Below are 22,506 nucleotides of genomic sequence, written 5' to 3'. Positions count from 1 at the left end.
CTCCTGGGCAGCGCGGTGCCTCGGGGCGGCTCGCGCGGTCGTAGGCGAGCCGCCCCGGAAGGACCGTGCCGGTGTGTCAGCCGGCGGGGGCGAGCTGGATTTCGTCGTGGAGGCCCTTGGCGTCGACCCCGGTGAAGAGGCTGACGTGGCCGTCGTTCCAGCGGACGAGGATGTCGTCGGCGGTGGTGCCGGTGGTGAAGGCGCCGGCGGTGAGCGCGGCTGCGTTGGTCCAGTTCGACTTGGCGGGCCGGACCTTGATCTCGCCGGGCAGGGCCTTGCCGGTCATGCCGGGGTAGATGGTGGTCTCACCGTCGATCCAGCGCACCAGCAGGTCGTCGGTGTCCTTGCCGGTGAAGGAGCCGGTGGCGAGTTTCTGGGCGTAGGGCCAGGTGGTGTTCTTGGCGACGGTCTGGGTCTGCTTCTTCAGCCCGTTGGCCGCCAGGTCGCTGAAGACGGAGACGTGGCCGTCCTTCCAGGTGACCAGGAGGTCGTCGCGGAGGCCCTTCGCGGTGAAGCGGCCGCCGGTCAGCTGCTGGGCGTCGTCCTTCCAGGCGGCGCTGTTCGGCGGGGCGAGCTGCTTCTCGCCGTGGAAGCCCTTGGCGTCGACGGATGTGTAGAGGGTCATCTCGCCGTCGGTCCAGCGCACCACGACCGCGTCGGTGCGGCCGCCGGTGTTGGTGCTGGTCACGTTGACGGCGTGGGTCCAGATGCTTTTCTCGGGCTGCAGTTGGTGCTCCGCGGCGAAGGGCCGGGCGGGGTCGTTGCCGTAGCCGCCCTGGTAGAGGGTGACCTCGCCGTCGTCCCAGACGACGATCAGGTCCATGTGGCGGGTGCCGCCCGCGGAATCACCCGCGTAGTAGCCGGCCGTGATCTGTACCGCGTGCTTCCACGGGGCGGCCGCGAAGACGGGGGCGTAGGCGACCTGCTGGACCCAGGAGGACAGGTCGTCGACGCGGGCGGCCACCGCGCCGGTGCGGGTCTCGGCCGGATCGGTGCCGAGGCAACCGCCCTGCCAGGACAGGCTGCTGACGCCCACGACCGTCCCGGTGGCGCTCAGCACCGGACCGCCGGTGTCGCCCTTGCAGATGGCGGCGCCGTCCGACGTGCCGGCCAGGTCGAGGGTGGTGGCGGCGGTGTTCTGGACGGTGAAAGCGGCCGCGTGGACCTGGCCGGGCACCCACTCGTCATGGGTGCGTCCGAACCCCGCGGCCTGGACCTGGTCCCCGGTGGCGGGCGCGGCGGCCGCCACCCGGACGGGAGTGACACCGGTGACGGGCTTGGCGAGTTGGGCCATGACCACGTCGCGATCCGTGCGCGGTACCAGGCTCACCACCTGCTGGGTGCTGCCGCCGAGGGTGGCGGTCGTCTTCAGCTTCGGCGCGCCGGACGCGAGCGTGCCACCTGGGGTGTCGGTGAAGCAGCTCGCGGCGGTCAGCAGCCACTGCGGGGCCACCAGGGTGGCCGAACAGCCGCGCCGGCCGCCGACATCGAGCCGGGCCGTGGCGGCCGAGACCGTGTCAGGGGCGACCGGGCCGGATACGGCGGGGGCGGGCGCGGCGGTCAGGGAGACGGCCAGCGAAGTGGCGGCGATCAGGCCGCCGGTCCACGCGGCACGCGGACGAAAACCAGACATGCGAAGTTCCTTGCTGTGGTGCGAGAGCGGAGGGAGGGCAGGCGGGTGGACCGGGTCAGCCGGTGACCCGCAGTTCCAGGAGCACGGACGGTGCACCACCGGCCGCGCCCTCGCCCACGCTCTGGTAGCCGTTCTTGTCCACGGTCACCGTCTTGGCGGGTGCCGCAGGATCCGCCTGCGGCCTCAGGTCCGCGCTGATCGGGTGGTCGGCCGTTTCCAGGGCGAACACCCGCCCCAGTTCCAGGGTGAGGTACCCCGACTTCGCGTTCGCCTTGAAGCAGTACGCGCCCTGCGGATTGCCGCTCTGCCCCTGCACGGTGAGGACCTTGATCTGCTGGGCGGAGTCGTCGCACGTGGCGAAGGTGATGTGCCCGTCGCCCTTGATCAGCTTGATGCCCTGGTCCCGTTGGATCTGATCCGCGTTCGGATAGGCGTAGTCCTCCACCGCGGACGGTGGCGTGGCTCCCGTCGTTCCCCCTGTCGGCTGCGGGTCGGCGGACGCGAGCATCGGCGTGCCCACCAGCGCCAGAACGGCAGCAGCCCCCACGACGGGAAGCATCCTGCGCATACGAGGAGTCACCCGAATTCCTTTCCAGGCACGGGTGAGGGCATGACGATGGAACATCTGCAATCCCCCGCGCACAGATGTAAAGCAAAAATAAGTGGTCGAGTGGGACTCTAAAGCGGCGTCAGATACAAGACAACGTGATCATCGCCACAGGTAATTCACGGAACCTTCATAGGAGATGCACAGTCAGGAGGGGGCGTACGGCTGGACGGTGATGGTGCAGAGGCGTTTGGTGGCGCGGGTCAGGGCTACGTACAAGTCCCGCTCCCCGCCGGGGCGGGCCGTGACGATTTCCTCGGGGTTCAGGACGACGACACCGTCGAATTCCAGGCCGCGCGCTTCGGACGCGGGTACGACGCGTGCGTGGTGCGCGATGCCCTGGGCCGTCAGCTCGCTCACCCTGGTGTCCGCGCAGATCACTCCCAGAAGCTCGCCCGGATGCGCGGTGCTCTGGGCGCGGAGTTCCCGGACGACGGCGGTGACCAACCCCTCCGGAGATGTGGTCACGGTGCGGGGGCTCTCACCGCTTCGCAGCGACCGTGTCGGCTTCTGGTCCGGGGCGATCCGCGTGAGCAGGTCCCGGACGCTGTCGAGGATCTGCTGCGTGGTGCGGTAACTGACGGTCAGGCTGTGCAGTTTGAACCGGGGTCCGGTGTGGGGGCTCAGTGCCTCCTTCCAGTCGCGTGCGGTCGCGACCGGGCCGGCCTGGGCGAAGTCGCCCACCAGCGTCATCGCCCGTGCCGGGCAGCGGCGGACGATCATCCGCCACTGCATGGCGGTCAGTTCCTGCGCCTCGTCGACGACGACGTGCCCGTACGTCCGCTCCGGGGGGCCGTCGACCAGGTTCGCCGCCTCGTCCAGCAACGGCGCGTCGGCGTCGGTCCACGGGTCGTCCGGACCGCGCAGCAGAAGGGACCGCTCCTGCGCGGTCAGGCGGGGCAGGTGCGCGGCGAGAGCGCCGGCGTCCGTCAGGAGCGCCTTCACGAGGTCACCGGCTGCCAGCCGCGGCCACAACGCTTCGACCGCTCGGTCGACGCCCGCGTCCTGGAGGAGATCGGCCCGGATGGCGTCCACGTCCGGCTCGTGGACCGGATCCGAATCGGCCGCACCTTCGGCACGATGCCGAGCGGCTCCCGTGAACCGGTCGAGGTCGATGCCCGTCATCCTTTCGGCGTCGGCGTCGATCTGCTCAAGGAGGTCGCCCATGTCTCGTCGCATCGCGTCGGTGACGGCGTCGGCCAAGAGCTCTTTGAACACCTGGCGCGCGGGGTTGTGCCCCGGTACGGCTGCCACGGCGGCGTCGCGTGCCGTGGCGACTTCCTCACCGGACAGGTGAACCAGTTCCCGTCCGACGCGCACGGTGAAGTCACCGGCGGGGGCTCGGTGGGCGCGCAGCAGGCCGGCCAGGGCGTCCGCGAGGTCGGAGCCGCCCTTGAGCCGCGCCGTGTCGAACGGGTCGGCCGCGTCCGTGGACACTCCGGCCAGTTCCCGGCAGGTCGCCAGGTCGACGTCGTTCTCACCGAGCGAGGGAAGGACTTGGGAGATGTAGTCGAGGAAGCGGGCGTTCGGGCCCACCACCAGGACGCCCTCCTCCGCGGCGCGCGGGAACGCGTACAGGACGTAGGCCGCGCGGTGCAGGGCGACCACCGTCTTGCCGGTGCCGGGGCCGCCCTGTACGACGGTCACTCCGCGGTGGGCGGAGCGGACGATCTCGTCCTGCTCGGCCTGCAGCGTCGCGACGGCCGCGTGCATCCTGCCCGTACGACGTGCCGCCAGGGCGTCGGTCAACGGGCCGTCCCCCACGATGTCGCCGTCGGTCGGGGCGGTGCCGTCCAGGAGTTCGTCGCTCACCGAGACGACCGTGCGTTCCTCAAGGCGCAGGTGCCGGCGCCGCCGCAGGTCCATCGGGTGGACCGGGGTCGCCTCGTAGAAGGGCCGCGCCGCGTTCGCGCGCCAGTCCACGAGGAGAGGCAGGTCGTCCTCCTGGGTATGCAGGCCGATCCGTCCGATGCGCAGGGTGGTGCCGTCCGTCCAGTCGATGCGCCCGAAGACCAGCCCCTTTTCGGCGCCCTCCAGCCGGCCGATCTCCTTGGTCAGACGCTCGGCGGCGAGTTCTCTCTCGTATGCCTCACCGGCGCTGTCCGCCGGGGCCTTCAGCACGTCCGCTCGGTGCGCTCGCGCCTCGGAAAGCCGCTCGGTGAGCAACTCGTACAAGGAGGACACATAATCCTGTTCCATGTCAATGGCGCGCGCAGCGGAATCATTCATTTTCGACAAAGGGGTCTCCTTCGATTCGAGCCACACCATAAGGTCGCGGTTCTCTGAAGGTAAGTCTTGACTTGGTTGATGAAGCTATGCCCTCAGGAATGAATCCATGTCCGGCTGACCGCATTCCGCTGTTCCGCATATCGAGTAATTGTGTTCCGGATGCCCGTCTGTCTTAATTCGGAATCGGTTTCGCGTAGCCCACCGGGTTACCGAGGCCAGCGGCGATTGAGCACGCCGATGAGAGTGGCGAGGTCGGCGGGTTCGCGGGGTCAGGCCGTAGTGCTCGCGGCCGGCCTTCGCATAGGCGTCGCCCGCACGGAACGGTGCCTCTGGGATACCGAGGACTTCGCACTGCCAACCGGCAAGCAGAGCGAAGTCCAGTGGTGTGCGGCGGGCGGCGTCTTCTCGGACCAAGGCGTACGCGGCGAGCAGGCGCTCGGCGCGCGTCGGGTCGCGTCGGCGCACCGGCCCCTCGCTCCAGGACCGGAACCCGTCACGGTCGGGTGGGACCCGCTGGAGGGCCGGTGCGTGTCGCCAGTCGGCCTCACGGCGCACGCGCAGCCAGGCCGAAAGGCTGTCACCGGCGGTCATGGAGGTCCTCCAGAGCCGCCCTCTCACGGTGGTCCTGGTACGGGGCGTGGCCGGTGAGGGCGGTGGCCAGGTCCTCGCCGACGGATTCGATCAGCGTCCGTTCCGGGGTGACCCAGCTCTCGAACCGGCCGCCGATCGCGCTCTCCACCGCTCGCGCGGCGTCGGCTCGGTCCATGCCGGTACTGGTGAGGAACCAGCTCAGGACGATCGAGGCCTGACCGTACCAGCCGCCCTCCGCGCCCGAGTCCAGCGTGTGGGTCACGAGCCGGACGCAGGCCCGCTCCAGGTGCCAACTGCGGTCTCCGGGTGCGGCGTCGGGCGGCGGCGCCAGTTCGGCGAAGCGCTGAGCCGTTCGCTCCAGCCACTCCCGCCACTCCAACAGCGCGGATACGACGCGTTCCGCGGTCTCGTCGGGGGTCGTCACCGAGGCCGGCCCGCTGACCCAGTTGCCGATGGGCCCGCCGTCGTAGGAGCACCAGCTCCACCCCCAGGCCCAGGTGCCGTAGCGTTCCCGAATGACCCCGTCTATCTGACGTTCACACCAGCGTTCGCCGTGTCACCAGCCGGCTCTCCCGGAGAGTACGGGTGGCACCCACTCGCGGACCAACGAGCGGAGGCGGGTGTCCTCGTCCTCGTCCCAGTCGAACGGGTGGCGGGCGGGATCGAACTCGTCCCAATTCCGGATGCGCTCGTAGGTGATGGGGGGCACCCGGTTCTCGGGAAGAGGGCGGCGGTCCGGCTTACCTGTCGTCGTCGCCGACGGCCAGGATGGTGTGGGCGGCTCGCAGGAGCCGGGCGCAGCGGCGGGTCATGGCGTCGGGTGACTGGTCGGGGTGGTTGATCCACCAGCGAACCAAGGCGGTGCACAGGCCGCGCCAGGCGTAGGTGAGGGCGTCGGCGTCGAGCGGGTCGCTGGTTCCGGCGGCGTGCAGGAGGTCCGCGGTGCCGGTGGCGGCGAGTTCGTCGATGGCGTCGCGGTAGTGGGCCGCGCGGCGGGCGGCTTCGCTGTCCGGCGGCAGCGAGGGGTCGTACAGGACGAACCATGCCTCGCGCTGTCCGTCGAGTGCGCTGAACAGCGCGTTCAGCACGCGCAGGGGCGTGGGCGGTGCGCCGGTGTCGTGTGCGGCCATCGCAGCGCGGATGCCGGCCAGCAGCCGGTCGCCGACCGGGGTGAGGCAGGCGAGGTAGAGGTCCTGCTTGCTGCCGAAGTACTGGTGCAGGAGAGGCTTGGTGACGCCGACGCGGGTGGCGATGGCGGCCACGGTCGTGGCCTCGTAGCCGTGCCGGCCGAACTCCTCGGTGGCGGCGGCGAGGACCTGCCGTTCGCGCGCGGCCCTCGGCACGCCCTTGGTACCGGCCCTGGACGAGAGCGTTGTCATGGGAACGGATCTTACCCTAGGGTAATTTACCAACGGGTAAATTCACTGGACTCCGCCGGGAGCACACTCATGCCTGCCGCCGCGCCCCACCCCCGCGCCTCCCGCCCCCGCTCCTGGTGGGGCTGGGGCTACGCCGACGCCCGCCTCGACGACGCCGAATGCGCCGCGCTGGGGGCCCTGCTGCCGGGAACTCTGGCCCGCCCGCTGCCGATACCCCGCGTCGCCGACCTGGCCATCGGCCGCCCCGCCGTGACACCCCCGCCCTCCCTGGCGCACCTGGTCACGGCCGAGCCGCGGCCGCGTGCCGCCCACGCCATGGGCAAGGCGTACCGCGACGTCATCCGGGCCCTGCGCGGCCGGCCCGGCCGGATCCCCGACCTCGTGGCCCACCCGGCCGGTGACCAGGACGTGGCCGACCTGCTGGACTGGGCCGGCGAGCACGGCGTGGCCGTCATCCCCTTCGGCGGCGGTTCCTCGGTGGTCGGCGGCGTGGAGTACCGCGGCGACACCCACCGCGCGGTACTGTCGCTCGACCTGACCGCGATGGACCGCGTCCTGGAGATCGACACCGCCAGCCGCTCAGCCCGCATCCAGGCCGGAGCCCTCGGTCCCGCGCTGGAAGGCCAGTTGCGGCCCCATAGCCTGACCCTGCGGCACTTCCCGCAGAGCTTCGAGTTCTCCACCCTCGGCGGCTGGCTGGCCACCCGCGCCGGCGGCCACTACGCCACCGTCCGCACCCACATCGACGACTTCGCGCAGTCTCTGCGCGTGGTCACACCCGCCGCGGCGGGCACGTCCTGGCGGCTGCCCGCGTCCGGCGCGGGACCGTCGCCCGACCGGCTCTTCCTCGGTTCCGAGGGCGCGCTCGGCGTCATCACCGAGGCGTGGATGCGCTTGCAGGAGCGCCCCCGCCACAGGGCCTCCGCGTCCGTGGCCTTCGCCGACTTCCACCGCGCGCTGGACGCCGTACGGGCCATCGCCCAGTCCGACCTCGCCCCGGCCAACTGCCGCCTGCTCGACGCGGGCGAGGCGCGGATGTCCGGCGCCTCCCACGACGGTTCCGCCGTCCTGGTCCTGGGCTTCGAGTCCGCCACCGCCCCCGTCGACGACCGCCTCGCGGTCGCCGTGGACCTGGCCCGCGCCCACGGCGGTCGCGGCGAGGCGGCCGGGGCGGATCGCGACGCCCCGGCCGACGCGGCGGTGGGCGCCTGGCGCTCGGCGTTCCTGCGCATGCCCTACCTGCGCGATGGACTGGCCCGCATGGGGGCCGTCGTGGAGACCTTCGAGACCGCCGCCACCTGGGACACGATTCCCGCCCTGATCGATGCCGTCCGCACCGAGGTCGGCGCCGCCGCGGCGAAGACCACCGGCCACCCGGCCACGATCAACTGCCGCCTCACCCACGTCTATCCCGACGGCGCCGCGCCCTACTTCACCGTGGCCGTCGCCGGCCGGCCGGGCGACGAGGTCGAGGTCTGGGACGAGATCAAAGCCGCCGCGACCGAGGTCCTGCACCGCCACCGCGCCACCATCACCCACCACCACGCCGTCGGCCGCGACCACCGCTCCGGCTACGACCTCCAACGCCCGGAGCCCTTCGCACTGGCGCTGCACGCCGTCAAGAACGCCCTGGACCCCCAGGGCATCCTCAACCCCGGCGTCTTGCTCGACTGACAAGACGGGCAATCGGGCGGGGGGCTGCCGCGACGGCTTTCCCGCGCCGGTCCTCCGACAGCATCGCGCCCGCCACTCGGGCTGCCACCGGTACAGCGACCGGGTGTGCTCATGGGTATGACGGACGGCTGCGGCCGCTTGGCTGCGGCCACGGGATCCCCCTCGGGCGGGATACGCCCGAGTACCGCTGTGCCCTCCGGCCCCCTGCACCGATGAACGCAACCGGCTATGCCCAGGCGCCAGTTCGGCCGACCGGCCGACACGCATCCGCCAGGCCTCTGCCCGCGACCACCGCACAGACGAAGTAGGCCGCACCGATTCCAGGGACGAGCGGATGCCGGGTTATTCCACCGTCCAGCCGATGTGGCCGATGCCGGTGGAGTAGATGGCGCAGTGACCGGACGACTCCTCGGTCTGGCCCGGCTGGGCCGTCACCGAGTTGCCCTGGACGTCCGGTGCCCAGCCGCAGACGATGTCGGCGTGGAAGGTGACCGGGGCGTTGGTGTTGTTGGTGCAGTCCACCCCGCCGGTCAACGGGTCGTTGTTGTGGATCCAGGTGGTGCAGTCCAGGCCGGAGCGGGCAACGGCGTGTGTCGGGGCGGCCGACGCGGGCAGCGCGGTGCCCAGTCCGATCAGTGCGGCGGCGACGGCCACGGCGGCGATGGTGCGATTCCTCAACTCTGCTCCCCAAGTCGACCTGACAGTTCCTCTCAGGACTCTGCCCAGGAGAAATCGCACATACCAACTCATTCGAGTGACACGAATCGAGCCATGCTCACAACGTGACACCGCCCTTGGCTGTTCACGGTCGCGTCCCCGGAGAACTCCGGGGCGTCCGGCACAAGGTCTGGCGGCGGGGGTGGTTCGCTGCTCGCGTCGACCACCCCCACCGCGGTCGTCACGGGGACGTTGCGAAGTGGCGGGGACCGTCTCCCCGTACCGCGCGGGCTTACGCCGTGGCGCGGCGGCGCAGTTCCTTCTTGTCGGGCTTGCCCACGTCGGTGAGGGGCAGTTCGGTGGGGAAGGTGATGACGGCCGGCTCGTACATCGGCCCGCGTTCGGCACGTACGAAGGCACGCAGGTCGTCCGCGTCGGTCGTGGCGCCGGGGGCGAGCAGCACGGCGGCGTGGACGCGTTCCATACGGTCCTCGTCGCGGACGCCGAAGACGGCGCTCTGCCGGACCTGCGGGTGGCTGTTGAGCAGGTCCTCCAGTTCGGTGGTGTACACGTGGCCGCCGACGACCACGATCATGTCCTTCAGCCGGTCGACCACGGTCAAGTAGCCATCCGCGTCCCTGAATCCGATGTCGCCGGTGTGCAGCCAGCCGTCCTTAAGGATCTCCGCGGTGAGCTGCGGCTGCTTCCAGTAGCCCTGCATGACCATGTCCGAGCGCACCACGATCTCGCCGTGTTCGCCGTCGGGCAGCGCGTTGCCGTCCTCGTCGCGGATCTCGACCTCGACACCGTCCAGGATCTTCCCCGCGCTGCGCAGCCGCTCGGGGTGGGCGTGGTCGGCCGGGGAGAGGGTGCTGATCAGGCCCGCCTCGTTCTGACCGTACCCCTGCATCAGCACGGGACCGAGGCGGCGTACGGCGTCGGCCAGTCGCGCCGGAGACGCCTGGCAGCCGCCGTAGAGGACCTGACGCAGCGTGGAGGTGTCGGTGTGCTCCATGCGCGGGTGGTCGAGCAACTGGTAGAGCAGGGGCGGCAGGAGCCACAGGTGGGTGATGCGTTCGCGCTCGATGGTCTCGAGCACCTGCCCCGCCTCGAAGTCGTCGAGCAGGACCACGGCGCCGCCGTACTCCAGCACGGCGTCCATGAGCAGGCCGGCGGCGTGGGCGATGGTGGTGGCGACGAGCTGGCGGCGCGTCAGGGCGGCGGACTCGTCGAGCGGGCGCGCGGAGCGCTGTGCTTGCACCTGCCGGTAAGTGGTGCATATGCCCTTCGGGTGGCCGGTGGTGCCACCCGTGTGCCGGATGGCGCAGATGTCGTCCGGCTGGGCCTGGCTCGGGAAGGGGTCCGCGGGCTGGGCCGCGGCGAGCGCCAGCAGGTCCTCGCCGGTTTCGGTCGGGCCGAGCACCAGCACCGACTTGACCGGCACCGACTCGGTGATGTCGGCGGCCCGGTCGGTCATCCGCGGGTCCACGACGAGTGCCCGGCTCTCCACGTCGCGGACGATCGCGGCCTGGACGTCGGCGGCGAGCTTGCCGTACAGGTGGTTGACGCGGGCGCCGATCAGATTGGCCGCATAACGCACGGCCACGGCCTCCGGCAGGTTGCCGCTGAGCAGCGTCACCGTCTGACCGCGCTCGATGCCCTGGGCTTGCAGGGCCCACGCCATCCGGTGCACCAGGGTGCGGAACTCGCCCGCGGTGACCCGCTGGTCACCGTGTACCAGTGCCTCGCGGTCCGGGTTCTCCCGCAGGGCATCGAGGATGTCCTCCACATGGCTGCGGAAACGTGGGGCGACATCGGACATGTGTGATCCTCCTGAGCCGGGACGCAGGGGTGCGCGGACCGGCCTGACGGTTGTTCATGTGTGGGGGGACAGGAGACGCGCGCCTCATGGCCTCGGTCGCGTGGGCGTTACTCCACACGGGATGGCGGCACACCCGTATCAAAAGGTTGCCTGGGCCAACCATGTGTCGACTCTAGGGCGTCACGTCGATCAATACGAAATCCGGCAGCCACTCGGGGCGACAATCGGCCACTGCCTCGGGCGCCGCGTAGACCCTGGTCAGGGGCGGTTTTCGGTCACCTCGCGGGCGCGGACGGGACCGGTTGAGCGCTCGGCGGCGCGTGCCCACGGCTGCCGGTGCGTAGCTACGCGGGTACGCCGGTACGAGCGTTGGCGCCGGCGTCGGCTCGCGGTGGCCGGGTCGGCGCCGCGGGCGCGGAGTCGGACGGGCGGGGACGCGTCCGGATACCGGCGCTCGGCCGCGGCCCTGAGTCCCCCTGCCCGCGGCCGAGCGGGTTCCGCGTCCAGATGGTCTGCGCCGGTCGGCGGCTCCGGCATGCCACAATCCCTACCGACCAGTAACTCCCAGGGTGTCGACGAGTCGAGGAAAGTGCCCCATGGCCCGCGTGTTCACGGTGAGCGACAGCATCCACATCGACGTACCGCCCGACGTGGCCTACCAGGCCATATGCCGCCCTGGTGACATGGGCCGCTGGAGTCCGGAGAATCTCGGCACCACGGAGGGGACGGGGCACGCGCCGGCAGGGGTCGGCACCACGTTCGTCGGGCGGAACAAGCGTGGCCGGTTCCGCTGGGTGACCCGGTGCACGGTCACGGCGGCCGAGCCCGGCCGCCGCTTCGCCTTCCGTGTGCACGCCATCGGCATCGGCCGACCGCGCCTGCGCGGCCCGATCGCCAGCTGGGAGTACCGCTTCGAGCCCGCCGACGGCGGTACGCGGGTCACCGAGACCTGGACGGACGACCGACGCGCCTGGCCCGCCTTCGCGGCCGGCGCCTTCGACCGGATCGCCACCGCGGGACACACCTTCGCCGCCTTCCAGGCCCGCAACATCCGCGCGACGCTGCGCAACCTCAAGCGGGACCTGGAGAGCGGCGCGAACTGACGCCGGGTCGTGGGGACATGCCGGCCTCGGGCGACTGGTCGTGCTCGACGGGCCCGCGGCAGGGTCGTCGGCCGCGCCCGCGCCGAGGAGTCGCACACCGCCGCGCGATTCCGCTCATCGGGTCGGCGGCGCCCCGCGTGCCGGCCTTCCGCACCGGGAGCAGCGCGGCCTGCCGCTCGGTCGCCACACCCCAGCCGGGCGGTCGATCGCGACTCGATGTCCGCGAAACGCACCTCTTGTCCGGATCTGAGCCCCGGACTTCAGCGCTCAAGCCGCGCTCGGTCTGTTGCACAGCCTTGACGGTATTGGTCTGCGCCAATACCGTCTGCCTCGCACAGAACTACACACGACTCAACACCCCTTGTTCTCTTCAGAGTTGACGACGCGTCCGCCGGTCGGGGCACACGAGTCCGGCGGTCCGCTGCGGGACGGCCGCTCGACGGCACCCCAAGTACCGGCTGTCCGGCGGTTCGTCGTCGTCCAGTTCCGCAAGGGCGCGTGCACTGCCCGCCGTTGATGGAGATCACCAGAGGCGGCCTGGCGAACAGACGCGATCATGTCCTTCTTCGGAGGCCAGACTTATGCGACTACCCCCTACGAAAGCCCGACGCGGCGGGTGGCAGAGAGCGCTCTCTCTGCTTCCCGTCGTCGTACTCACGGTGGCGACCAGCGTCCTCACGACGCTCAACGCACAGGCTGCGGTGCCCCCGGCACCGTCGGGCTTCACACTCACCTGGAGCGACGACTTCAACGGTGCGTCCGGCACCGGCATCGACCAGAGCCTGTGGAAGTACGACACCGGGCCGGGCAGCAACTTCGGCACCGGCGAGATCGAGACGATGACCAACAGCACCTCGAACGTCTACTACGACGGTCAGGGTCATCTCGTGCTCCAGGCCCTGCACTCGGGTTCCGACGCGCGCAGCGGATGGACCTCCGGGCGCGTGGAGACCCAGTCGGCGGGATTCGGCGCCCCGGCGGGCGGTGTCGTACGCATCGAGTCCGTCCTCCAGCAGCCGAACGTCACCACCGCCAACGGCGCGGGCTACTGGCCGGCGTTCTGGATGCTCGGCGCGCCGCTGCGCGATGGTGTGACCTGGCCGAAGTCCGGTGAGGTCGACGTCATGGAGGACATCAACGGCCGCAGCTCCGTCTTCAGCACCCTGCACTGCGGTGTGAATCCGGGGGGACCGTGCAACGAGTCGACCGGCATCGGTTCAGGTGAACGCGCCTGTCCGGGCTGCCAGACCGGCTTCCACGACTACGCGGTCGAGATCGACCGCTCGGTGTCGCCGGAGCAGATCAGGTTCTACCTCGACGGGAACAACTTCTACACGATCAACGCCAACCAGGTGGACGCCACGACCTGGTCCGACGCGGTCGACCATCCCTTCTTCATCATCTACGACCTGGCGATCGGCGGCGGCTTCCCGGACGCCTTCGGCGGGGGCCCGAACGCGTCCACGGTCTCCGGCGGCAAGCTGGTCGTCGACTCGGTGGCCGTCTACAACAAGGCGCCCGGCTCCGGAGGCGGTGGCGGCGGTTCGGTGAGCGGGCAGACGATCACCGGGCCCGGCGGCAAGTGCGTGGACGTGGCGGGCGACGACACCGGTGGCGACGGCACCGCGGTCCAGCTCTGGGACTGCCAGTCGGCGGCCAAGGACCAGCACTGGACCTGGAGCGGCCAGACCCTCCAGACCCTCGGCAAGTGCCTGGACATCGCGGGCGGCAACAGCGCGGCCGGTACGAAGCTCCAGCTGGCCAACTGCAACGGCGGCGGCTACCAGAACTGGGTGCGGCAATCCGACGGCTCGCTGCGGAACCCGACCAGCGGCCGGTGCATCGACTCGCCGTCGGGCGCGACCGCGAACGGCACGCGCCTTCAGATCTGGGACTGCAACGGCTCCGGCGCCCAGCAGTTCGCCATCGGTACCCCGATCTACGGGCCGGGCGGCAAGTGCGTGGACGTGGCGGGCGACGACACCGGCGGCGATGGCACCGCGGTCCAGCTCTGGGACTGCCAGCAGGCCACGTCGCTCGACCAGAAGTGGACCTGGAACGGCCAGACCCTGCGGACGCTGGGCAAGTGCCTGGACATCGCGGGCGGTGTGAACGCGGCCGGCACAAAGCTCCAGCTCGCCAACTGCAACGGCGGCGGGTACCAGAACTGGGTCGCCAACTCCGACGGCTCGATCTCCAATCCGACCACCGGCCGGTGCATCGACTCGCCGTCCGGTGCCACCGCGAACGGCACACGCCTTCAGATCTGGGACTGCAACGGCTCCGCCGCCCAGAAGTTCTCGCTGGCATGAGCAAGGAAAGCCCGGTCTGAAAGGAGACGGGCCGCGCCGAGGGGCCGCACCTCACCTGGTGCGGCCCTTGCCGGTGCCGACGCGGCCTGCGAGGGGACCGGTGAGAGCCAGCAGGCAGCCCTAGCCGATCGCCCTTGCGGGGGCTGCGTCGAGGGCCGAGTTTCAGCCCCGCGGGGCCGAGGGCGGCCCGTGTGACCGGAGGGCTGGTCAGCGCGTGCGAGACGAAGGGACCCTTCCGGTGCCGGCGGTGCCCGCGCCGGTCCGGAGGAGGCATGAACAGGGTCCCGCCCCGCAGTTCGCCGCCGGGCCGGCGCCGCGCCCCGCCGGGCTCGCCGCCCTCCAGTGGACCGTGGGCGACGCGGCCGTCATCCGGTATGTGCAACGGGTGCAGGGCCAGGGCGCCCCCGGTGTCAGGGAGGAGGCACGGCGGCATGCCACCGATCCCACCGCACACGGCGAGTGGGCCACATTCCGGGACATGATGGACGGTGTGGGCTTTCCCCAGGACGGCACGGACGCGGCCTGGCAGCTGATCCTGGGCGGCATAGCCGAACAGGGACAGCTCAACGACGAGGCGCTGGCGATGTTCACCGAGCGCCAGGCGGCAACGCGACCACCGCGCGTCGAACAGCTGGTGCCAGGAGCTGGTACGGCTCATCGGTGACTACCTGGAGATCGACGGGCCGACGATGGCCCTGTGGTCCTGGCACCCGGTCTACACCACGGCCGGCGGGAGGCTGATGGAGGTCACCGACGACCTCGAACTGGCCCCCGACGCGACCTACCGCACCCGTGATCTGTGCGTACGGGCCCTGTACGACTACCTCCGGCTCAAGCACGACCCGGCCAACAACCGGTCCGCGCGCGCCAACGCGGAGATGGGCGCCCGCCTCGCCTCCAACGGCAACCAGCCCTGATCCCGGCCCGGCCACGCCAAACCTCCTCCGCGACGAGGCATCCGCCCTCGGCACGGCCGTCAGTTCATAATTCTGTCCGTAGCCGGGAAAGAACTCCCCCGGTGTACAGGGAAATTGGGGTCATAGGACACCTCGGGTGAACGGAGAGGGCGGACATGGCGAGGAAGGGAAGCCCGCGGGAGCGCGGTGCCGCGCGGCGGCGCCTTGCGAAGGAACGCGGGTGGACGTACACGGACTGGCATCCCGAGCGGATGCGGCTGTGCGCCGGGCCGCTCGGCGTCGATGCCGAGAAGGCGATGGCCCTGGACGCCGTGAGCGGCACCCTGGACGGTCACTGGTTCAGTGTCTTCGACTGCGTGCCCGACGACGACCCTTCGGCCAGCCGTACCGTCTACCTCGTTCAGTTGCCGGCATTGCTGCCGCTGGTCGCGGTGAGCCGGCATTCGGTGGCCGTGGACACGATGGTTCCGCTGCTGAAGCGGCTCGTCACCGAGCGCCCGGACCGCCAGCTGTACGAGACCGGTGAACCGGCCTACGACGCCAACCATGTCGTGGAGTGCGTGGACCCGCGGACGGCGGCGCGGCTGCTCACCCCGGCCGTGCGCGAGTTCGCGGACGACCGCCGCTGGCTGGAGTGGCAGGTGGAGGGCGAGTACCTCTTCTACGCGGAGCCCCCGCAACCGGGGGAAAGGAAGGACGATACTCAGGCGATCCTGGTCCAACTCCGCTCGCTGGTCGACCTGGTGGAGATCATGGACCCCGGATTGTGGGGCGAGGCGGCGGTCCCGGTCCCTGACACCGGCGCCGCCGCGGTGCGGCCGGCCCCCGGTCCCGGCGGCGGACCGTCCGCCATGGTCCACGGTGGCCCGGACCACACCGGCGTCTATCCGAAAGGCGCCCTGCCGTCCGGCTTCGAGGCCTGGAGCGTCCGGCTGCCCGACGCGGTCGTCGCCCCACCGGTCGTCTGCGCGGGCACGGTGTACGTCGGCTGTTCCGACGGCCGTTGCTACGCGCTGGACGCGGTGACGGGCGCGGCACGCTGGTCCTTCGACGCGGTCGGTGCCCTGCGGAACACCCCGGCGGTCGCCGGCGGGTCGGTGTACGTCGTCGGCGAGTCCGGTGTGCTGCACGCGATCGGCGCCGTGGACGGGCGGGAGCGCTGGCGGCAGCGGGTGGGCCACTCGGGCGCGCCGGTGGTCTGCGACGGCCTGCTCTACGTCGTCCACCACCCCGCCAACCTGCTGCGCGACGCCTCCCGGATCCGCGCGCTGGACGCGGCGACCGGCAGCCCGCGCTGGGAGCGGGAGCTGCCCGAGGGGTCGGCCGCCGCGGCGGCGGTATCCGACGGCCGGGTCTATGTGCAGGGCGCGCGGGGCCAGTTGACCGCCTTCGACGCGGTGAGCGGCGAGGAGCTGTGGCACCGGGGGGCCGCCGCGGGTCAGTTGAGCTGCTGCACCCCGAGCGTCGCGGGCGGCATGGTGTGCGCGGGCAGCGGGGCAGGCCGGTTCTCCGCGTACGACGCCGTCACCGGTGAGCGGTTGTGGGAGGCGCCGGCGGCCGGCGTGGTGGACCACACCCCGGCGCTGTCCGGGGGCCTGGTCTTCGTGGGCGACAGCCACAGTGGTCTGCACGCGGTGGACGGCGGCGACGGCAAGCATCTCTGGCACCTGCCGAATCCGTACGGTGCCTCCTCCCCCGCGATATGCGGCTCGTCCGGCTGGGTCGTCGGGACCAAGTACGGGCGCGGTTTGTTCAAGATCGGCCTGAGTTCCGGCAAGGTCCTGTGGCGGCAGCGGCTCGACAGCCGCGGCACCCGCCCGGTCTACGCCGACGGGGTCGTCTATCTGGGTACGCGCGCCGGTACGGTGCTCGCGGTGAACGCCGAGACCGGCCGCAAGCCTCGCCGGGCGCGGCGCAAGATGCCGGTCCGGCCGGAGGAGCGGAGATAGCGGCACGCCCCGCCGACCGTGACCGTTCGTGGATCCGTGCTCCCGGTGACCGCTGGACAGATGCCGCGAGCTGTGGGAGCTTGTGGGCGCGGATCGAGATTCCCTTTCCACGGTGCGGAATTCAGAGTCGTGGTGTGCATCGGGCTCAGGGGTGACGGAGACGAATCCGCTGGGAGGGAACACGGTGAAGGAGATCAACGCCTGGAAAGGGGCCGCCCGATGAAGGAGATCGACCCCACTCCCCCGGTCTTCCGCGAGTTCGACCGTGCCGCGGAGCGGCTCCTCGCCGCCATCGAGACGCTGAGCGACGCGGAGGTCGCCGCTCCGTCCCGGCTGCCCGGCTGGACCCGCGCTCATGTGCTCAGCCACCTCGCCGCTCAAGCCCCGGCCCTGGAACGCCTGTTGTCCTGGGCGCGCACCGGTGTCAGGAACGACCAGTACGCCGGCCGCGAGGCCCGCGACGCCGAGATCGAGGCCGGGGCGCTGCTGCCGGCCGCCGCGCTCGTGGCGCGGGTCCGGGACAGCGCCCGAAGCTGGCAGCGCGCGGCCGAGGCGCTGCCCGAGCCCGCGTGGGACGCCACGATCGTGCCGTTCACCGGCGAGACCTGCACCCCGCGCCGCATCCTCGTCATCCGGCTGCGCGAACTCGTCCTGCACTTGGTCGACCTGGACGTCGGTCACGAGGTCGCGGACATCCCGGCGCCCGCACGCGACATCGTCCTGGACGACGTCGTCGGCTACTACGCCGAGGCCGAGAAGGTGCCCGCCTTCACCCTGCGGGACGCCGAGGGCGTGGAGTTGGCCCGGTTCGGCGGGGGCGGCCCCGTGGTCTCCGGCACGCGGGCCGAACTGCTCGCCTGGCTCAGCGGCCGCGACGACGGCGCCCGCCTCGACGCGCCGGGCGGACTGCCGGTGCTGCCGCCCTGGCTCTGACCCACAGAGTGCGACGAAGTCGCGGCAGCCGGTGGGCCAGTTGGCTTGCCACCCGGTCTCCGCCCGGAGCCTCGTCGGCGATTCGGGATCTCCGTAGGCCCCTGCGCCGGAGGCGGGAACAGGTGGGACGCGGCTCGCCCCTCCCCCGCCAGCGTTTCGGTCTCCTTCCCGGCGGGCCCGGCGCGGTGCCGTGGGGGTCACTTGTCGCGGGCCGGGCCCGTGCTCTCCCGTTCGATCAGGCGGGGGACCGGCACCCGGACCGTTCCGGCCGGGCCGCCGTCGAGCAGGGCGGTCAGCTCGCGGGCCGCCGTACGGCCGAATTCCGTGCTGTCGCGGGACAGGGCAGACAGCCACGGCCTGACCATGCGGCACAGGGCCGAGTCCTCCCACGAGACCACCGATACGTCGGCCGGCACGGAGAAGCCGAGTCCGGCGGCGGTGGCGACGCCCGCGAGGGCCATGACGTCGTTGTCGTAGATCAGGGCGGTGGGCGGAGCGGGCGAGCCGAGGACGCGGCGGGTGACGGCGGCGCCCTCCGCGTCCGAGTAGTCGGTGGTGACCGACTCCACGCCGGTGAGCCCGCGCCGCCTGGCCTCGGCCGCCAGGGTGCGGGTCCGCCGTTCGGTGTGGGCGAGGCCGGACAGTCCGGCGATGTGCACGATCCGCCGGTGGCCCAGGGTGTACAGGCCGTCCACCACCGATGCCATCGCGCCCGCGTCGTCGGCCCACACCGTGGACAGGCCGGGGTGCCGCTCGTCCGGCGCGCCGCCGATCACCACGGCGGGCAGGCCGAGTTCGTCGAGCAGGTCCGGGCGCGGGTCGTCGGTGCGCGGGTCCACCATCAGGACGCCGTCCACCCGGTGTTCGGCCCACCATCTGCGGTAGACCGCGCACTCGTCCGGCACGTCCTCCACCACCTGGAACAGCAGTCCGAGGTGCCGCTCGGCCAGCACTTCCTGGATGCCGGAGACCAGTTGGAGGAAGAAGGAGTCGACGCCGAGGGTGTCCGCGGGCCGGGCCAGTACCAGGCCGACCGTGGCCGCGCCCTCGCCCGACAGCGCGCGGGCCGCCGTACTGGGCCGCCAGCCCAGTTGCTCCGCGACCCGGCGCACCCGCTCGCGGGTGACCTCGGAGACGCCCGGCCTGCCGTTGAGGGCGAAGGAGACGGCGCTCTCCGAGACACCGGCGCGGCGCGCGATGTCCTTCATCGTCGGCCGGCGCGCCGGGGACCGCTTGGCCGGCATGGTCGCCTCTTTTCTCGGCAGTGATCGCTAAAGCGCTTGAGTGGGGTCAGCCTAAAGCGCTTTAGTGTCCAGTACAAGACCCTCCTTATATCTTACTGACCTGCACTAATGCGCCATTCAAAGCTTTAGTGCTCCCGAATCCATTGACTTGCCCCGAAGACGGCGTGCATGGTCCCTTCCGACACCAGCCGCAGACGCCGCAAGGGAGCCGTGTCACCGTGCCCATATCCCGCAGAGCACTCGCCGCCGCCGTCACCGCCCTCGTCCTGCCGCTGAGCGCCTGCGGCTCCGGCGCCGGCGGCGGTTCGACGGACGCCTCCGGCAAGGTCGAGGGCGACATCACCTTCCAGACCTGGAATCTGCGCGCCAATTTCAAGGACTATTTCGACGGCCTGATCGCCGGTTTCGAGAAGAAGTACCCCGGCACCCACGTCAAGTGGGTCGACCAGCCCGCCGAGGGCTACGCCGACAAGATCAGCGCCGACGCGGCCGGTGGCACCCTGCCGGACGTCGTCAACGTCTCCCCCGACCTGGTCGCGCCGCTCGCCAAGGCGGGCCTGGCCATGGACCTCGACAAGGCCGCCGCGAAGTACCGCGGCGAGTACCTGCCCGGTGCCTGGGCCAGTCACCAGGTCCCCGGCATGCCGGGCACGTACGCCTTCCCCTGGTACCTGAACACCGGCCCGCTGTTCTACAACAAGGCCCTGTTCACGAAGGCCGGGCTGGACCCGGAGAAGCCGCCGAAGACGTACGACGAACTCTTCGCCGACGCGCTGCGGATGGCGCGGACATCGGGCGGCAAGGTGGCCACCCTCGCCAACATCCCCACCATCGAGGACTTCGGCCGCTACGGCTCCTCCCTCATGGACAAGCAGGGCACCGGCTTCACCTTCAACGACGCCAAGGGGGTCGAACTCCTCACCAAGTACAAGGAGTTGTACGACGCCAAGGGTCTGGACGCGCAGGCGCTGAACGCCACGCCGGAGTCGGCCGGGAAGGAGTTCCTGACCCAGGCCGTCGCCATGAACCCCGGCAGCGCCCTGGACCTGGACAACTTCAGGAAGCAGGCGCCGAGCCTGTACCGGAACATCGGCATCACCGACCAGATCACCAACACCGGGCACGTCAACATGTACGTGATGGGCCTGATGGTGAACTCCCGGACCCGGCAGGCGCCCGCGGCCGTCGCCTTCGCCCACTACGTCACCGACGCCGAGCACCAGATGTCCTTCGCCAGGAAGGTCGCCATCTTCCCGTCCACCGCCGGTTCGCTCGACGACCCGTACTTCACCAAGGAGGACGGCACCGACGAGACGCGGGTGCGCGTCGCCGCCGCCAAGTCGCTGAAGAGCGCCGTCAATTACACACCCGTGCTGTTCAGCGACCAGATGAAGACCGCGCTGCGCAACGAGGTCGGCAAGGCGCTCCAGGGCAAGCAGAGCCCCAAGGCGGCGCTCGACAACGCTGTCAGGGCGTGTGACCGGCTGCTGAAGCAGCAGGGGTGACGTGCCATGGCCACCCCGACCGTCGCCCGGACGCGCCCGGCACGTCCGGCGCGCCGCCCGCAGCGTCGCCCGGCGATCCGGATCCGGCGCCAACTGCCCACCAGCCCCTGGCTGTTCGCCGCGCCGGGACTGGTGATCACCAGCGCCTTCGTCCTCTACCCGTTCGTCTCCACGGTGGTCAACGCCTTCACCGACCGCCGCACCCTGATCCCCGGCCGGTTCGTGGGCCTCGCCAACTTCCGCGAGCTGCTGCACGACGACATGTTCTGGATCGGCCTGCGCAACAGCGCGCTGTACGTCCTCGGCGTCGTCCCGGCGCTGGTGCTCCTGCCGCTGCTGCTCGCCCTGCTGGTGCACAAGGACATCCCCGGCATCGCCTTCTTCCGGTCCGCCTTCTACACCCCGGTCGTCGCCTCCATCGTGGTGGTCGGCCTGATCTGGGTGTGGCTGCTGGACGAGCGCGGCCTGGTGAACTCGCTCCTGGAGACGATCGGGGTGGGCAAGGTCGGCTTCCTCAGCGACCAGTGGCTGCTCCTGCTGAGCGCCATGGCCGTCACGGTCTGGAAGGGCCTCGGCTACTACATGATCATCTACCTGGCGGCGCTCGCCAACGTGCCGCGGGAGCTGCACGAGGCCGCCGCCGTGGACGGCGCGGGCCCCATCCGCCGCTTTTGCAGCGTCACCGTGCCGGCTCTCCGCTCCACCATGGTTTTGGTCGCCGCGCTCTCCTCGGTCTCCGCCTTCAAGGTGTTCTCCGAGGTGTACCTGCTGGCCTCGCCGAGCGGCGGCCCCGCGGGCGAGGACACCACCCTGGTGATGCTCGTCCAGCGCACCGGCACCGGCCTGACCGGCCGGGTCGGCTACGCCTCCGCGATCTCCCTGGTCGTCTTCGCCGTCACCGTGGTCCTCATGCTGCTCGTGCTGCGCGCCGACCGGAGGGAGGACTCGTGAGCGTCGCCGGGAAGGTGCCGGAGACCGGCGCACGGCCGGTCCGGACCCGCGCGCCCCGCTTCCGCTTCCGCTTCACCGACGAGAACGGCCGTCGTATCCGGGTGTGGGAGCTGGTCCTGCGCTACGTGCTGCTGATCGCCGTACTCGCCCTGACCGTCGGCCCGTTCGTGTGGCAGCTGTCCACCTCGTTCAAGGGGCCCACCGAGGACATCTTCAGCTCGCCGCCGAAGTTCCTGCCCAGCCATCCCACCCTGCACAACTACGAGCGGGTGACCGAGACCATCCCGGTGTGGGACTACGCCCTCAACTCGCTGAAGGTCGCCGCCGCCAGCGTCGTCACCAACTGCGTGGGTTCCGCCCTCGCCGGGTACGCCCTGGCCCGGCTGCGCTACCGGGGACGCCGGGTGGCCGCCCTGGTGTTCGTCCTCGCGATACTCGTGCCCGCGGAGGGCATCATCATTGCCCAGTTCACGACCATGCGGGAACTCGGCCTGAACAACACGCTCATCGGGGTCATGCTGCCCGGCTCCATCGGCGCGCTGAACGTCCTGCTCATGCGCAACGCCTTCCGGAATCTGCCCTACGAGATCGAGGAGGCCGCCTACGTCGACGGCGCCCACGTCTGGCAGCGGTTCCTGCGGATCGCGCTGCCCTCGGTCAGGGGCACCCTCGCCGTGGTGGCGATCTTCGCCTTCATGGGTGCCTGGGACGACTTCCTGTGGCCGCTCGTCGTGCTCAGCGACCCGTCCAAGTTCACCCTGACCATCGGCCTCGACTACCTGCACGGCACCTTCGCCAATGACGAACGCCTCGTCGCCGCCGGCACGATCATCGCCGTCGCACCGCTGATCGCCCTCTTCGCCTGCCTCCAGCGCTTCTTCTTCCGCGGGGTCGGCGAGGGCGCGGTCAAGGGCTGAACCCGGCGAGGCCGGCCCAGCCGGTTTCCGGCCCCGTCCGCTGAACCCGGCGAGGCCGACCCGGCCCGTCCCCGGCCCCGTCC

The 22,506-nt window shown here is 71.0% G+C and carries 19 protein-coding genes; 10 read left to right on the top strand and 9 right to left on the bottom strand.

Annotated elements, in window-relative coordinates:
* Positions 1-76: 76 nt before the first annotated feature.
* The 6 genes from AC069R_RS04965 to AC069R_RS04940 form a co-directional block, all read right to left on the bottom strand.
* Complete coding sequence (locus AC069R_RS04965; RefSeq protein ID WP_478764589.1) at positions 77-1,633, bottom strand: trypsin-like serine protease; 1,557 nt, start codon at positions 1,631-1,633, stop codon at positions 77-79.
* A gap of 55 nt (positions 1,634-1,688) precedes the next feature.
* Entirely contained in the window at positions 1,689-2,180 is a 492-nt protein-coding gene (locus AC069R_RS04960; RefSeq protein WP_478764588.1) for a hypothetical protein, read from the bottom strand.
* Between the two features lie 207 nt (positions 2,181-2,387).
* Positions 2,388-4,424: a HelD family protein gene (locus AC069R_RS04955; protein WP_478764586.1), complete on the bottom strand. Its 2,037-nt coding sequence runs from the start codon at positions 4,422-4,424 to the stop codon at positions 2,388-2,390.
* 622 nt (positions 4,425-5,046) lie between these two features.
* Positions 5,047-5,484: a hypothetical protein gene (locus AC069R_RS04950; RefSeq protein WP_478764585.1), complete on the bottom strand. Its 438-nt coding sequence runs from the start codon at positions 5,482-5,484 to the stop codon at positions 5,047-5,049.
* A gap of 132 nt (positions 5,485-5,616) precedes the next feature.
* Positions 5,617-5,769: a hypothetical protein gene (locus AC069R_RS04945; protein ID WP_478764583.1), complete on the bottom strand. Its 153-nt coding sequence runs from the start codon at positions 5,767-5,769 to the stop codon at positions 5,617-5,619.
* 31 nt (positions 5,770-5,800) lie between these two features.
* Complete coding sequence (locus tag AC069R_RS04940) at positions 5,801-6,439, bottom strand: TetR/AcrR family transcriptional regulator (RefSeq protein ID WP_478764582.1); 639 nt, start codon at positions 6,437-6,439, stop codon at positions 5,801-5,803.
* A gap of 69 nt (positions 6,440-6,508) precedes the next feature.
* Here AC069R_RS04940 and AC069R_RS04935 point away from each other — a divergent pair, with 69 nt between their 5' ends.
* Entirely contained in the window at positions 6,509-8,113 is a 1,605-nt protein-coding gene (locus AC069R_RS04935; RefSeq protein WP_478764581.1) for an FAD-binding oxidoreductase, read from the top strand.
* Positions 8,114-8,455: 342 nt separating this feature from the next.
* On the opposite strand, the gene AC069R_RS04930 is transcribed toward AC069R_RS04935, so the two are convergent.
* Positions 8,456-8,791: a hypothetical protein gene (locus AC069R_RS04930; RefSeq protein WP_478764579.1), complete on the bottom strand. Its 336-nt coding sequence runs from the start codon at positions 8,789-8,791 to the stop codon at positions 8,456-8,458.
* Positions 8,792-9,062: 271 nt separating this feature from the next.
* On the bottom strand, positions 9,063-10,592 hold the full coding sequence (locus tag AC069R_RS04925) for an AMP-binding protein (RefSeq protein WP_478764578.1): 1,530 nt from the start codon (positions 10,590-10,592) through the stop codon (positions 9,063-9,065).
* Positions 10,593-11,188: 596 nt separating this feature from the next.
* Between AC069R_RS04925 and AC069R_RS04920 the strand changes: the two genes are divergently transcribed.
* The 6 genes from AC069R_RS04920 to AC069R_RS04895 all read left to right on the top strand — a co-directional run bounded on the left by AC069R_RS04920 (position 11,189) and on the right by AC069R_RS04895 (position 17,806).
* Positions 11,189-11,695 (top strand): SRPBCC family protein, encoded by a 507-nt coding sequence (locus tag AC069R_RS04920; protein WP_478764577.1) that lies wholly within the window; start codon positions 11,189-11,191, stop codon positions 11,693-11,695.
* 659 nt (positions 11,696-12,354) lie between these two features.
* Entirely contained in the window at positions 12,355-14,007 is a 1,653-nt protein-coding gene (locus tag AC069R_RS04915; RefSeq protein WP_478764575.1) for a ricin-type beta-trefoil lectin domain protein, read from the top strand.
* A 247-nt stretch (positions 14,008-14,254) separates the two neighbouring features.
* Complete coding sequence (locus tag AC069R_RS04910; protein ID WP_478764573.1) at positions 14,255-14,671, top strand: hypothetical protein; 417 nt, start codon at positions 14,255-14,257, stop codon at positions 14,669-14,671.
* Positions 14,672-14,696: 25 nt separating this feature from the next.
* A complete protein-coding gene (locus tag AC069R_RS04905; protein ID WP_478764571.1) occupies positions 14,697-14,924 on the top strand; it encodes a hypothetical protein in 228 nt (75 codons plus the stop codon).
* Positions 14,925-15,079: 155 nt separating this feature from the next.
* A complete protein-coding gene (locus AC069R_RS04900) occupies positions 15,080-16,873 on the top strand; it encodes an outer membrane protein assembly factor BamB family protein (RefSeq protein WP_478764570.1) in 1,794 nt (597 codons plus the stop codon).
* A 219-nt stretch (positions 16,874-17,092) separates the two neighbouring features.
* Entirely contained in the window at positions 17,093-17,806 is a 714-nt protein-coding gene (locus AC069R_RS04895; protein ID WP_478764568.1) for a maleylpyruvate isomerase family mycothiol-dependent enzyme, read from the top strand.
* A gap of 197 nt (positions 17,807-18,003) precedes the next feature.
* On the opposite strand, the gene AC069R_RS04890 is transcribed toward AC069R_RS04895, so the two are convergent.
* Positions 18,004-19,050 (bottom strand): LacI family DNA-binding transcriptional regulator, encoded by a 1,047-nt coding sequence (locus tag AC069R_RS04890; RefSeq protein ID WP_478764566.1) that lies wholly within the window; start codon positions 19,048-19,050, stop codon positions 18,004-18,006.
* Between the two features lie 218 nt (positions 19,051-19,268).
* Between AC069R_RS04890 and AC069R_RS04885 the strand changes: the two genes are divergently transcribed.
* Genes AC069R_RS04885 through AC069R_RS04875 form a run of 3 tightly spaced genes read left to right on the top strand, consistent with a single transcriptional unit; the run spans position 19,269 to position 22,423 of the window.
* Positions 19,269-20,555 (top strand): extracellular solute-binding protein, encoded by a 1,287-nt coding sequence (locus AC069R_RS04885; protein ID WP_478764564.1) that lies wholly within the window; start codon positions 19,269-19,271, stop codon positions 20,553-20,555.
* A gap of 6 nt (positions 20,556-20,561) precedes the next feature.
* Positions 20,562-21,506 carry a carbohydrate ABC transporter permease gene (locus tag AC069R_RS04880; protein WP_478764561.1) on the top strand — a complete coding sequence of 315 codons (945 nt, stop codon included), beginning with the start codon at positions 20,562-20,564 and terminating at the stop codon, positions 21,504-21,506.
* On the top strand, positions 21,503-22,423 hold the full coding sequence (locus AC069R_RS04875; protein WP_478764559.1) for a carbohydrate ABC transporter permease: 921 nt from the start codon (positions 21,503-21,505) through the stop codon (positions 22,421-22,423). The genes AC069R_RS04880 and AC069R_RS04875 overlap by 4 nt, the downstream gene beginning before the upstream one ends.
* The last annotated feature ends 83 nt before the right edge of the window (positions 22,424-22,506 follow it).

It is taken from the genome of Streptomyces sp. NPDC043952 (assembly GCF_056435325.1).
This window is presented reverse-complemented; position numbering and strand designations above follow the sequence as displayed.

Excerpts from the sequence above, each read along its gene's own strand:
- AC069R_RS04925 (WP_478764578.1), bottom strand. The coding sequence starts at position 10,592 with ATGTCCGATGTCGCCCCACGTTTCCGCAGCCATGTGGAGGACATCCTC.
- AC069R_RS04935 (WP_478764581.1), top strand. The coding sequence starts at position 6,509 with ATGCCTGCCGCCGCGCCCCACCCCCGCGCCTCCCGCCCCCGCTCCTGG.
- AC069R_RS04940 (WP_478764582.1), bottom strand. The coding sequence starts at position 6,439 with ATGACAACGCTCTCGTCCAGGGCCGGTACCAAGGGCGTGCCGAGGGCC.
- AC069R_RS04880 (WP_478764561.1), top strand. The coding sequence starts at position 20,562 with ATGGCCACCCCGACCGTCGCCCGGACGCGCCCGGCACGTCCGGCGCGC.
- AC069R_RS04895 (WP_478764568.1), top strand. The coding sequence starts at position 17,093 with ATGAAGGAGATCGACCCCACTCCCCCGGTCTTCCGCGAGTTCGACCGT.
- AC069R_RS04905 (WP_478764571.1), top strand. The coding sequence starts at position 14,697 with ATGGCCCTGTGGTCCTGGCACCCGGTCTACACCACGGCCGGCGGGAGG.
- AC069R_RS04920 (WP_478764577.1), top strand. The coding sequence starts at position 11,189 with ATGGCCCGCGTGTTCACGGTGAGCGACAGCATCCACATCGACGTACCG.
- AC069R_RS04890 (WP_478764566.1), bottom strand. The coding sequence starts at position 19,050 with ATGCCGGCCAAGCGGTCCCCGGCGCGCCGGCCGACGATGAAGGACATC.
- AC069R_RS04965 (WP_478764589.1), bottom strand. The coding sequence starts at position 1,633 with ATGTCTGGTTTTCGTCCGCGTGCCGCGTGGACCGGCGGCCTGATCGCC.
- AC069R_RS04900 (WP_478764570.1), top strand. The coding sequence starts at position 15,080 with ATGGCGAGGAAGGGAAGCCCGCGGGAGCGCGGTGCCGCGCGGCGGCGC.